Below are 12,611 nucleotides of genomic sequence, written 5' to 3' on the forward strand. Positions count from 1 at the left end.
CATGGCAAGGTCAATATCGGCGCGACGCCTTTCGGAAATTTATGGTGCCTAGGGGCGGGAAAACCCAACCCTTGTGCGCCTTTCCCGCGTTGACGCTGTCCGGGCCAGCGCCTATTGAGTGGCAGACTTTGTACAAACCAGTTCAGGGCAGTGCCATGGCCACGACCAAGACCAAACCGCAATGCTTTCAGGAAATCATCCTGCGGCTTCAGAATTACTGGGCCGAAAAGGGCTGCGCGGTGATGCAACCTTATGACATGGAGGTTGGCGCAGGTACGTTCCACCCGGCCACCACGTTGCGTTCGCTGGGCTCGCAGCCTTGGGCGGCGGCTTACGTTCAGCCCTCGCGCCGTCCGACCGATGGGCGCTATGGTGAGAACCCGAACCGTTTGCAGCACTACTATCAGTACCAAGTGCTAATCAAACCCAGCCCGCCCAATCTGCAAGAGCTGTATCTGGGCTCGCTCGAAGCCATTGGCATCGATATGGACCTGCACGATATCCGCTTCGTGGAAGATGACTGGGAAAGCCCGACATTGGGCGCTTGGGGTCTGGGCTGGGAAGTCTGGTGCGACGGTATGGAAGTCAGCCAGTTCACCTATTTCCAGCAGGTCGGCGGTCATGACTGCAAACCTGTCTCGGGCGAGCTGACATATGGTCTGGAACGTTTGGCCATGTATGTGCTGGGCGTCGATCACGTAATGGACATGCCGTTCAACGCACCGGATGCTCCGATTGCGCTGACCTATGGCGATGTGTTCAAGCAAACCGAAGAAGAATACGCGCGTTGGAACTTCGACGTGGCCAACACCGACGTATTGCTGCGCCATTTTGAGGAAGCCGAGGCCGAGTGTCAGGCGATCCTTGATCAGGAACAAGTCGACCCGAAAACCGGCAAGCGCATCATCATGGCGCACCCGGCTTATGACCAGTGCATCAAGGCCTCTCACTTGTTCAACCTGTTGGACGCGCGCGGAGTGATTTCGGTCACGGAACGTCAGGCTTATATCGGGCGTGTGCGCGCGCTGGCCAAGCAGTGCGCCGATGCGTTTGTGCAAACCAGCGCCGGTGGCTGGGCCGCTGATGGGGATGCGGCGTGAGCGGCCGTCTGGTAGGGACATTTATCGTGGGAATTGCCCTTGTAGCCGGCGTTGCGATCTATTGGTTGCAGCTTTATGCGTTTTATGACGAGGTTTCAGCCGAGGATGGTATCCGCATGACCAATCTGGTCACGGGCCAGCCCGAGGTCGTCCTCTACGACAGTTTCGAGGGGATCGACGCCGACAGTTCGCCCTTGCGCTATCGGAGTTGCTTCACGACGACGATGAGCCTTGCCATGCTCACCGAGACATTCGAGCACTACGAGCATGCGACACCCCTGACCGCGCCCCGCTGGTTTGACTGCTTCGATGCAGTGGCCATTGGTGCGGCGATCGAAAGCGGCGAAGCCTTGGCCTTTTTGGGCGAACACAACATCAAAGATGGGGTCGACCGTGTCGTCGCCATCTTCCCTGATGGCCGGGGCTATGCCTGGCATCAGCTGAACGAAAAATATAGCGAGTAAGCGATATGCCTGACCTGCTGATTGAACTCTTTTCCGAAGAAATTCCGGCCCGGATGCAAACCCGAGCGGCGGAAGATCTGAAAAAGCTGGTGACCGATGGTTTGGTCGAGGCTGGCCTGACCTATGCCGGGGCTGCTGCCCTGTCCACGCCGCGTCGCCTGACGTTGGCGGTCGAAGGTCTGCTGGCCCAGTCGCCCGATACGCGCGAAGAACGCAAAGGCCCGAAAGTGGGCGCACCGGACAAGGCCATCGAAGGCTTCCTGCGCGGCGCAGGCGTGACCCGTGATCAGCTGGAAGAGCGCGAGACCCCCAAGGGTGCGGTCTATTTCGCGACGATCGAGAAATCTGGTCGTCCGGCCGCAGAGATCATCGCCGAAGTTTTGGAAAACGCGATCCGCAACTTCCCGTGGCCTAAATCGATGCGTTGGGGATCTGGCAGCCTGCGCTGGGTGCGTCCGCTGCACTCGATCCTTTGCATTCTGTCGGATGAAGCTGGCGCCGCCGTGGTGCCGTTGGACGTTGATGGTATCGCTTCTGGCGACACCACCGAGGGCCACCGCTTCATGGCTCCGGGCCGTTTCTCGGTCACCGGATTTGCCGATTACGAAGCCAAGCTGAAAGCCGCCAAGGTGATCTTGTCACCCGCCGAGCGCGCTGACCACATCTGGGCCGACGCGAAAAGCGCTGCCTTCGCACAGGGGCTTGAGATCGTCGAAGACAAAGGTCTGCTGGCCGAGGTCGCGGGTCTGGTCGAATGGCCCGTCGTCTTGATGGGCGACATTGCTGACGACTTCATCCACCTGCCGCCCGAGGTGCTGCAAACCTCGATGCGCGAGCACCAGAAGTTCTTTTCGGTAAAGAATCCGAAAACGGATCGGATCGAGAAGTTCATCACCGTTGCCAACCGTGAAACCGCGGATCACGGCGCGACCATTCTGGCCGGAAACCAGAAGGTTCTGTTCGCCCGTCTGGCAGACGCCAAATTCTTCTGGGAAAACGACATTCGCGTGGCCGAAGCTGGCGGTCAGCCGTGGCTCGACAGCCTTGCCAACGTGACTTTCCACAACAAGCTGGGCACGCAAGCCGAACGCATCGACCGGATCGCCGTGATGGCGCGTGCGCTGGCCCCTTCGGTGGATGCCGATGCCAAGCTGACTGAAAAAGCAGCCCGCTGGGCCAAGGCCGACCTGTCGTCGGAAATGGTTTATGAGTTCCCAGAGCTTCAGGGCCTCATGGGCAAATACTATGCCGCCCCCGCTGGCTATTCGGCCGAGGTCGCCGATGCCGCGCTAGAGCATTATTCGCCGCTTGGCCCGTCGGATGACGTACCTTCAGCGCCCGTGTCGATTGCTGTGGCAATGGCCGACAAGCTGGACACACTGACAGGTTTTTGGGCCATCGACGAAAAACCCACCGGATCGAAAGACCCGTTCGCTCTGCGTCGCGCCGCGCTGGGTGTCATCCGTCTTGTGCTGGATAACAATCTGCGGGTAGAACTGGACAAGCTTTTCGACGCACAGCTTCTGCGTCACGAGATTGCACTGAACGAAAACGGTGAAGCACGGGCCGCGCTATTGCGTGATCTGGACAACGAGATCGCAGATCACGGCGTGTTCGGCGCAGCCATCCGTACCATTCTGGATCATTTCGACGGCGACCTGTCCAAACACCTGAGCGAGGTGAAGGACAGCCTGCCAGATGTGTCGCGCGATCTCTTGTCGTTCTTCCACGACCGGCTGAAAGTCTATTTGCGTGATAAGGGCGTCCGCCATGATGTGATCGACGCCTGTCTTGCGATGCCGGGCAATGACGATCTGACACTTTTGGTCAAGCGGGCCGAGGCATTGGCCACGTTCCTGTCGACCGAGGATGGCGAAAACCTGATCCAAGGTGTGAAACGTGCGTCGAATATCCTGACGCAGGCCGAAGAAAAGGACGGGGTCGAATACTCCTATGGGGCGGACGTGAAATTTGCCGAGGACGACAGCGAGAAGGCTCTGTTCGAGGCTCTTGATGCTGCTGAAGCCGCGATCAACCCAGCGATGGAAAGCGAAGACTTTGCTGCCGCGATGCACGCGATGGCCGCCCTGCGCGCACCGATTGACGCATTTTTCGAGGCTGTGCAGATCAATTCGGACAATCAAGTGATCCGGCGCAACCGTCTGAACCTTCTGTCGCGCATTCGCACGATCTGTGGTGGCGTGGCCGATCTATCGAAAATCGAAGGCTAAGCGACGGGGGAAACACCCCTGTTGCTGATCCGGCTTCTCAGCGCACATGTATCTCTTGTGTGACGGAACATCCGCGCTATGGTGACGGGTGAAAGGTGGTGCTGCGGTGCAGAAAAATCAGACTTCAGGATTCACGGAAATCACCCCGTCAGCCGAGATCGAAGCGGCGCGTCACGGTGGTCGGGCGAAATGCCTGCAACGGCTGATCCGATTAGAGATGCCGGTGCCGCGCACGGTTGCGCTTGATTTCGATGCCGTGCACGGTGTTTCGGCTGGTGAAATGCCGGATCTTGAAGCCATGCTGGCGCTGTTTGGTGCTGATCCTCTGGTATCAGTTCGCCCCTCTTCCGAAGACCCCGACTGGGGCGGGCCCGGGGCCATTCTGAACATCGGGATGAACGACAAGGTTCATGCAAGCCTGATCAATACTCACGGGGAAACGGCGGCCAATGCGCTGTATCTTCGTTTTATTCAGTCCTATGCGGTTCATGTCGGGCGTTTGGACCCGGATGAGTTCGACGCGCTGACGACCCCGACTGCCGACACGCTGCGCGAGGCGTTGGAGCTTTATGAGGAAGAGACTGACGAGTATTTCCCGCAAGACCCCAAAGTTCAGTTGGCCGAGATCCTACGCTCGATGGCACGAGCTTGGGAAGGCACGACAGCGCGGCTTTTGCGACAGGCCAAGGGTGCGCCCGCGGATGCGGGTCTTGGGCTTGTCGTGCAGCAGATGGTGCTGGGTGTCGGACAGGGAATCTGTGGGTCTGGTGTGATCCAATTTGTGAACGGCATCACTGGCCACCGCGAAATCCGCGGTCGTTATCTGTGCAAAAGCCAAGGGCGCGATGCGCTGGCAGACGCAGAAGATCGCGATGTCATGTATCTGACCAAAGACCCGCGCGGTCGGTCCATCGAAGAAGTGTTGCCGCAGAATTTTGCAGACCTCGTCCGTTTTGGAGAGTTCTGCCGCGCCCGTCTTCGCGAAGAGATGGAGATTGAGTTCACCATCGAGAACGAAGAGCTATTCATTCTGGATGCGGTACGTGTGCCTCGTTCGGAGCGGGCGAATGTGCGCATCGCTGTTGGGCTGGCCAAAGACAATATCATCTCTCGCGCAGACGCTGTTTTGCGCATCCCCCCCCGTGCCTTGACCGAACTTCTGCACAGTCAGGTTGATCCCGATGGCCCTCGCAACCACTTTGCCACTGGCATCGCGGCCAGCCCAGGGGCAGCAACCGGTAAAATCGTTTTCAACGCGCGCGCCGCGCAGACACTGGCCTCGCAAGGCGAAAACTGCATTTTGGTGCGTCGCGAAACCAGCCCCGAGGATATTCGCGGCATGCATGCGGCCAATGGCATTCTGACCATTCGCGGTGGGATCACCAGCCACGCAGCAGTGATTGCGCGTGGGCTAGGGCTGCCATGCGTTGTTGGCGCTGCGGATCTGACCTTGGACAAGCGCAAGGGTAAGCTGCTCACATCCGATGATCGCGTCCTGCGTGAAGGCGATGTGATCACCATCGACGGCAGCGCTGGCGAAGCCTTGATCGGTGCAGTGGATATGCTTCCCCCTGAGCTGGGTGAAAGCTTTCAAACCCTGATGACTTGGGCGGACGAGTTGCGCGACATCGGGGTGCGTGCCAATGCCGATACGCCTCCGGATGCGCGTAACGCAAGGATGTTCGCTGCGGAAGGCATTGGACTGTGCCGGACGGAGCATATGTTCATCGACGATGATCGCCTGCTGGCCATGCGCGAGATGATCTTTGCCGATCACACGGATGATCGCCGGGCCGCACTTGATCGCCTATTGCCGATGCAGCGCGCCGACTTCACCGAGCTGTTCGAGATCATGCAGGGCCAACCTGTCTGCATCCGTCTGTTCGATCCGCCGCTGCACGAATTCCTGCCCCATGGGCGCGAGGGGCTGCGTGAATTGGCCGAGGCGCTGGATCTGCCTCTGAAAGATGTCGAACGCCGTGTTGCTGGCCTGCGCGAGTTTAATCCCATGCTGGGTATGCGTGGGGTGCGCCTTGGTGTGACCGTACCCGAGATTTATGACATGCAGGCGCGCGCGATTTTCGAAGCGACCGTTGAGGCCTCGAAATCCGGAGCGCCTGTGGTGCCCGAGGTGATGATCCCTCTGGTGTCCGCCAAGCGCGAAGTCGAGATCGTCAAAGCCCGTGTCGACGCTGTCGCCGCAGCTGTTCGGATCGAGCAGGGCGCTGACTTCACCTATCGATTGGGTGTGATGGTGGAAACGCCGCGCGCGGCATTGCGTGCGGGCGAAATCGCTCAGCATGCGGCTTTCATGTCCTTCGGCACCAATGACTTGACCCAGATGACCTATGGCCTGTCGCGCGATGATGCGGGGCGTTTCATGGGGGAATACGTGTCTCAGGGTGTCTATGAAGAAGACCCATTCCACATGCTGGACGCAGACGGCGTGGGCGAATTGCTCGAGATGGGGGCCGACCGTGGCCGTAACGAAAACGCCGATCTGACGTTGTCGATTTGCGGTGAACACGGGGGCAACCCGGAAAGCATTCGCTTCTGTCGCGACGCAGGTTTCGACTATGTCTCGTGCTCGCCCTTCCGGGTACCAGTGGCGCGATTGGCCGCGGCGCATTTGGCAATCACCTCGCCTAAACCGACCGAGGTCTGACCGCGCGGGACTGGACGCAGCGCATGCAATCGCATAGGACTCCCGCGCAGTTACTCGGGAAGTGTTGTGTTATGTGTATCAAGTGGAAACCTCAGATTATTGCCGTTTTTGCCGTGGTTGCGGGATCGCTTGCGCCTGCGTTGGCCTCGGATTCTGATCCGGCATCGAATCCCTTTGGAGCAGCCCTGATGCAAGAGCATTCGGGCCTTGGTGCGATGGGGGGCGAGAAGCTGAGCGCGATTTCGGTGCTTCCGGAAGCCTCTAAACCTGCACCTGAGGGCTTCGCACGTTCGGTTGCTTGGTTGTCAGCGCAACCCATCCCGAAACAGGATGCCCAATGGAATTGTCTGACGGAAGCGCTGTATTTCGAAGCTCGAGGTGAAACCGTTCAGGGCCAGTTTGCAGTGGCCGAGGTGATCCTGAACCGCGTCGACCATCCTCGCTTTCCAAACACAATTTGTGGCGTGATCAACCAGGGCACAGGCAAGAAATACGCCTGCCAGTTCACCTACACCTGTGACGGACGCGAAGAGGTTATTAACGAGCGGGCCATCCATGATCGACTGGGACGCATTGCGCGCGCCATGATGGATGGAGCTCCGCGCGACCTGACCCATGGGGCGACGCATTACCACACCACCGCAGTGGCGCCGCGCTGGGCCAGCAAGTTTCAGAAGACTGCGTCGATCGGTGTGCATCGGTTCTATCGGATGCCCGGCTAAGGACGCCGGTTCGTGCCAATCGGTCGCTTTGGGCTGGCGTTTCGTGGCGGGTTCGGGGCATTGTCCTGCCAAGTTTAAAGGGGACATGCAATGACCGAGGCCAGTCTGGCATTTTCTGATTTGGAAGCGCGCGCGCGCGCCATGTCTGGGGACGTCCCCGCAGACCGCATTTCCGTGCGCGATCACGTGGTCGACGTGGAAATTGGTGCGTTTCAGGCCGAACGCGGTGTGACCCAGCGGCTAAGCTTCAGCGTGGTGGTCGAGGTTTTTGACCACGGTGGCGCGGAAACAGACGATGTAGATGATATCCTGTCCTATGACACGATCACCGAAGCGATTATGGCCGAGCTTGAGGCCGAGCGTCTTAACCTGCTGGAAACCTTGGCCGAACGCATCGCGCAGCGGCTTTTGCTGTCACCGCAGCCGCAACGCGTATTTGTCCGGATCGAGAAGCTGGACCGTGGTCCCGGCAAGCTGGGGGTCGAAATCGTCCGCGACCGTGCAAGCGGTGCGGCCGAGGTCGAAGCACAGGATGCTCCCGCCCCGATTTTGACTTTTCTGTCATCGGCGGCTCTGCGATCCGAGGCTCTGCCGACCTTTCTTGACCAATTCGAAGAAGATGGCGCACCGACCATTCTAGTCGTCGATGTAGACCTGCCTCAGGTGCAAGACAGCTGGGCCGCTCGCAACATCGTGCTTCTACAGGCGGATCAGGCCGCATGGGAGCTGGCATCGGTTGATCCCCGTGCGGTCCCTGTTGGCACGCGGACCGAGTTGGACTGGGGACTTAAAAACGAACAGCTGAGCGTTTGGGCGCCATCCAAGATGGTGCTGGATGCGGTGGATGCACCCATTGCCATCAGCCTTAGGGATCTGACGCTTTGGTTTGCTGAACAAATGCAGGCCTGCCAGATCTTGTGGGTGGGTTGCGATGCACCTGACACGCCGGGTATCGATTCGCATTCTGTCATGCTGGAGGGTGTGTCATGAGCCAGCGCTTTCAGCCTATCGCCCGCTCGGGTCGTCCGTACGCGGGGAAGCAACTTTGCGGCAGCAACAGCCTATGGTTCGATCAGGTCTTGCAGCGCCAGCGCGAGGGCGAGACCCGCACAATTGAACTTGCCGATCTGGATGACGCATCCGTTCAGCGCCTCAGTGATCCGCGCCCGACCCTGTGTGGACTGACACTGGACCAACCGCGTTTGATGGGCATTCTGAACGTGACGCCTGACAGCTTCTCGGACGGGGGGGAACTGGATACGATCGAAGCCGCTGTCACACGCGCGCGCCAGATGGCAGGCGATACCGACATTCTGGACATTGGCGGGGAAAGCACCCGGCCCGGTGCGGAAGAGGTGGATATTCAGGAAGAAATCCAGCGCACCGCACCCGTGATCGAAGCGATCCGTGCTGCGGGTGTAACCACGCCAATTTCGATCGACACGCGCAAAGCCCGCGTGGCCCAGGCCGCGTTGGATGCAGGTGCGGATATCGTGAACGACGTGTCGGCCTTTACCTTCGATCCGGAACTTGCCGACCTTGTGGCCGAACGCGACGTATCCGTCTGTCTGATGCATTCTCAGGGCCGTCCCGAGGATATGCAGAACGATCCGCGTTATGATGACGTGCTATTTGACGTGATGGATTATCTGGAGGAACGGATCAGCTTTGCTGAAGCCAAAGGCATCAAACGTGAGCGGATTATCACCGATCCCGGCATCGGGTTTGGTAAGATTCTGGAACACAATGTGACTTTGCTGCGTAACCTGTCGCTGCTACATGATCTGGGACTTCCGGTGTTGCTGGGCGTCTCACGCAAGCGGTTTATCGGCACTATTGGGCAGGCAGAAGCGGCCCGTGATCGGGTTGCCGGATCCGTAGCCGTTGCGATGCATGGCATTGCGCAGGGCATGCAGATTTTGCGGGTCCATGATACATTTGAAACACGGCAGGCTTTGCGCCTTCACGCAGCCATGACCGAAAAAAAGTAAGAACAAGGGCAGCAGTATGGTCGAAAAACTTTTCGGAACCGATGGGGTGCGTGGGCTGGCGAATTCTTGGCCCATGACAGCAGAGATGGCGTTGAAGCTGGGGGCCGCAGCAGGGCGCCACTTCCGCCGTGACCATTCCAACGGGCACCGAGTGGTGATCGGCAAGGACACGCGGCTGTCAGGCTATATGCTGGAAAATGCTTTGACGGCGGGGCTGACATCGACCGGGATGAATGTGCTTCTGCTGGGGCCAGTGCCAACGCCTGCCGTTGGGCGCGCGACCCATTCCATGCGTGCGGATCTAGGGATCATGATCTCGGCCTCGCATAACCCTTTTCACGACAATGGTATCAAGTTCTTCGGCCCGGACGGGTTCAAGCTGTCGGACGAAGACGAAGCCGAGATCGAACGCATGGTGCACGAGGGCGTCGACCCGGTGCAGCCTCAGAACATCGGCCGCGCCAAACGGATCGAGGAAGCCCGTCAGCGTTATACCGAATATTTGAAAACCACCTTCCCGCAGCATAAGCGTCTGAACGGTATGAAGATCGTGATCGACTGCGCCAACGGGGCGGCCTATCGGGCAGCACCCGATGCGTTGTGGGAACTCGGGGCCGATATTATCCCTGTGGGGGTTTCGCCCGACGGGACCAACATCAACAAAGGATGCGGGTCAACGGACACCGCTTTGGCTGCGCGCACTGTGGTGGAAAACGGCGCAGATCTGGGCATCTGTCTGGATGGTGACGCCGATCGGATCATGATCATCGACGAAAAAGGCCAAGTGGCTGACGGCGATCAGCTCATGGCGCTTTTCGCTTCGCATTGGGCGTCCGAGGGACGCTTGAGCGGTGGCAAGCTGGTTGCGACAGTGATGTCGAACCTTGGGCTGGAGCGTCATATGGCTGAACAAGGGCTTGAGCTTTTGCGTACCAAAGTGGGTGACCGCCATGTGGTCGAGGCGATGCGTGCAGGTGGATATAATCTGGGCGGCGAACAGTCTGGCCATATCGTGATGACGGACTACGCGACGACGGGCGATGGTTTGTTGGCCGGTCTTCAGTTCTTGGCTTGTATGGTCGAGACGGGGAAACCCGCGTCAGAGCTTTGCCAAGTCTTCGAAACAGTGCCTCAACTGCTGAAGAACGTACGCTATACCGTGGGGCAGACGCCGCTCGAGGTCGATAGCGTCAAGGAAGCAATCGCGGACGCCGAAGTTCAGCTGAACGGAAAAGGGCGCCTTTTGATCCGAAAATCCGGTACAGAACCTCTGATCCGCGTGATGGCGGAGTGCGAGGATGACGGCCTGTTGGCGCTGGTTGTGGACGGGATTGTGGCCGAGGTCGAAGCCGCGACGGTCTAGCGTCCGACGAACATCTTCCGAAGGCTGAACCACTGGCTGATGGCCAGCCCGGTCATGATCAATGCAAGCGCTGCGAAAAAGCGCAGGGGAAGGGCTTCGGACAGGATCCACGCGCCGAACACCATCGACCATGCGGGCACTTGATAGTTCACCAAAGTCATGAAGACCGAGCCCGCGCTGAGGATGATCGCAACCCGCAACAGCGTTGCCAATGCGGTGGGCAAAAGCCCCAAAGCAACGATCGCAAGTCCCGACCGCGTGCCCTCCCATGCGGGCCAGCCTTCGGTGGCGAGCATGATGGGAAACAGGATCACCGATCCGACCACAAGGGTCAAAGCTGCCAGCACCACCGGGTCAATGGGTGGGCAGCGGCGCGTCAGGATTGAGGCTACGGAATAGCAAAGCGCTGCCCCGATACAGGCCAATTGTGCCAAAGGTTCAGTACCTTGCCCAAGCTGGGCCAGCCCCGGCCCAATCAGAACTAAAGCTCCACAGAATCCAAGTGAGACCCCAATGAATTTGCGCATGTTCAACGGCTCGTCCGAGAAGAAATGCGCCAGAGGCAACACCATCAAGGGGATTGCGGCCATCGATAGACCTGCAAAGGCCGACGGAACATATTGTTGCCCCCAGCTGAGCAACATAAACGGCAATGCTGTGGACAGAATGCCGATGATCGAGATCGACCACCACAGTGCCGCATCCCATTTCGGCAATCCACGACCTGTTGCCATGACCAGCCCCATCAACGCGACCGCACCCAGTGTGGTGCGCGCGGTGGCAACGGTCACAGGGCCGTAGCCCTCGAGTGCGATGGCCACGACCATGAACGTGCCGCCCCAGATCAGGCCAAGGGCGATAACGCCCGCCCAGTCGCGGGTGGTGGGGTTGTCGGTCATGGAACCTCGCAAAGAAAAAGGGCGCCCGGTGTCGGACGCCCCACTTGATCTTTTGTTGCGGTGGAAATCAACCCACCGCGTGACCGCGTTCAGGTCTTAGTTCTTTTCTTGGTCAACCAGCTTGCCAGCCGAGATCCAAGGCATCATGTCGCGCAGTTTCTTACCGACAACCTCGATCTGGTGCTCGTCATTGTGGCGACGCGACGCTTTGATGGTCGGCTGACCAACAGCGTTCTCCAGCATGAAGTCACGCACGAATTTACCGGTCTGGATGTCTTCCAGCGATTCTTTCATGGCTTTCTTGGTGGCTTCGTAGGGCAGGATGCGCGGGCCGGTGACGTACTGGCCGTATTCTGCAGTGTTCGAGATCGAGTAATCCATGTTCGCGATGCCGCCTTCATAGATCAGGTCTACGATCAGCTTGGTTTCGTGCAGACACTCGAAGTAAGCCATTTCCGGTGCGTAACCGGCTTCAACCAGAGTCTCGAAACCGCAACGGATCAGTTCAACGATACCGCCGCACAGAACGGCTTGCTCGCCGAACAGGTCGGTTTCGCATTCCTCGCGGAAGTTGGTTTCGATGATGCCCGAGCGGCCGCCACCGATGGCTGAGCAATACGACAGGCCGATTTCCAGCGCTTTGCCAGTTGCGTCGGTGTCAACAGCAACAAGGCAAGGAACGCCGCCGCCTTTGACGTATTCGCCGCGTACGGTGTGACCCGGGCCTTTGGGGGCCATCATGATTACGTCAACGCCTTCTTTCGGCTCGATCAGGCCGAAGTGAACGTTCAGGCCGTGAGCGAAGGCGATGGCTGCGCCCGGCTTGATGTTGTCGTGTACGTATTTCTTGTAGGTTTCGGCCTGCAGTTCGTCGGGCATGGTGAACATGATGACGTCGCACCAAGCAGCTGCTTCGGCGATGCCCATGACTTCCAGACCTTCAGCTTGTGCCTTCTTGGCCGATGCCGAGCCTTCGCGCAGGGCAACAACAAGGTTCTTGGCACCCGAGTCGCGCAGGTTCAGCGCGTGGGCGTGGCCTTGCGAGCCGTAGCCCAGGATGGCAACTTTTTTGTCTTTGATCAGGTTAATGTCGCAATCGCGATCGTAGTAAACGCGCATATCGGGTGCTCCGTTGCATGGGTTATTCTCTGAGGTCGCATCATAGGCATGGATGTG

Annotated in this window: 10 protein-coding genes; 8 read left to right on the forward strand and 2 right to left on the reverse strand. The window is 58.9% G+C overall.

Annotated features, from left to right (window positions below):
• The first annotated feature begins 155 nt into the window (after window positions 1-155).
• The 8 genes from ACP15F_RS02390 (at window position 156) to glmM (ending at window position 10,536) form a co-directional block, all read left to right on the forward strand.
• Entirely contained in the window at window positions 156-1,100 is a 945-nt protein-coding gene (locus tag ACP15F_RS02390; RefSeq protein ID WP_424939253.1) for a glycine--tRNA ligase subunit alpha, read from the forward strand.
• A 26-nt stretch (window positions 1,101-1,126) separates the two neighbouring features.
• The gene (locus tag ACP15F_RS02395; protein WP_424939254.1) at window positions 1,127-1,564 is read left to right on the forward strand and encodes a DUF6446 family protein; all 438 of its coding nucleotides are present in this window, start codon (window positions 1,127-1,129) and stop codon (window positions 1,562-1,564) included.
• Window positions 1,565-1,569: 5 nt separating this feature from the next.
• On the forward strand, window positions 1,570-3,795 hold the full coding sequence (glyS, locus tag ACP15F_RS02400) for a glycine--tRNA ligase subunit beta (RefSeq protein WP_424939255.1): 2,226 nt from the start codon (window positions 1,570-1,572) through the stop codon (window positions 3,793-3,795).
• Window positions 3,796-3,901: 106 nt separating this feature from the next.
• Complete coding sequence (locus ACP15F_RS02405; RefSeq protein WP_424939256.1) at window positions 3,902-6,460, forward strand: putative PEP-binding protein; 2,559 nt, start codon at window positions 3,902-3,904, stop codon at window positions 6,458-6,460.
• 71 nt (window positions 6,461-6,531) lie between these two features.
• A complete protein-coding gene (locus ACP15F_RS02410; RefSeq protein ID WP_424939257.1) occupies window positions 6,532-7,182 on the forward strand; it encodes a cell wall hydrolase in 651 nt (216 codons plus the stop codon).
• 90 nt (window positions 7,183-7,272) lie between these two features.
• Window positions 7,273-8,172 (forward strand): dihydroneopterin aldolase, encoded by a 900-nt coding sequence (locus ACP15F_RS02415; RefSeq protein WP_424939258.1) that lies wholly within the window; start codon window positions 7,273-7,275, stop codon window positions 8,170-8,172.
• The gene (gene folP / locus ACP15F_RS02420) at window positions 8,169-9,173 is read left to right on the forward strand and encodes a dihydropteroate synthase (RefSeq protein WP_424939259.1); all 1,005 of its coding nucleotides are present in this window, start codon (window positions 8,169-8,171) and stop codon (window positions 9,171-9,173) included. Before ACP15F_RS02415 ends, folP begins: the two co-directional genes overlap by 4 nt.
• Before the next feature lie 16 nt (window positions 9,174-9,189).
• Entirely contained in the window at window positions 9,190-10,536 is a 1,347-nt protein-coding gene (glmM, locus tag ACP15F_RS02425; RefSeq protein ID WP_424939260.1) for a phosphoglucosamine mutase, read from the forward strand.
• On the opposite strand, the gene ACP15F_RS02430 is transcribed toward glmM, so the two are convergent.
• Both ACP15F_RS02430 and ilvC read right to left on the reverse strand, forming a co-directional pair.
• Window positions 10,533-11,435 carry a DMT family transporter gene (locus ACP15F_RS02430; RefSeq protein ID WP_424939261.1) on the reverse strand — a complete coding sequence of 301 codons (903 nt, stop codon included), beginning with the start codon at window positions 11,433-11,435 and terminating at the stop codon, window positions 10,533-10,535. The two genes, glmM and ACP15F_RS02430, sit on opposite strands and share 4 nt — an antisense overlap.
• A 96-nt stretch (window positions 11,436-11,531) precedes the next feature.
• The gene (ilvC, locus tag ACP15F_RS02435) at window positions 11,532-12,554 is read right to left on the reverse strand and encodes a ketol-acid reductoisomerase (protein ID WP_247089244.1); all 1,023 of its coding nucleotides are present in this window, start codon (window positions 12,552-12,554) and stop codon (window positions 11,532-11,534) included.
• Window positions 12,555-12,611: the final 57 nt, after the last annotated feature.

This window comes from Aliiroseovarius sp. S253 (assembly GCF_049800855.1).
GTDB lineage: Bacteria > Pseudomonadota > Alphaproteobacteria > Rhodobacterales > Rhodobacteraceae > Aliiroseovarius.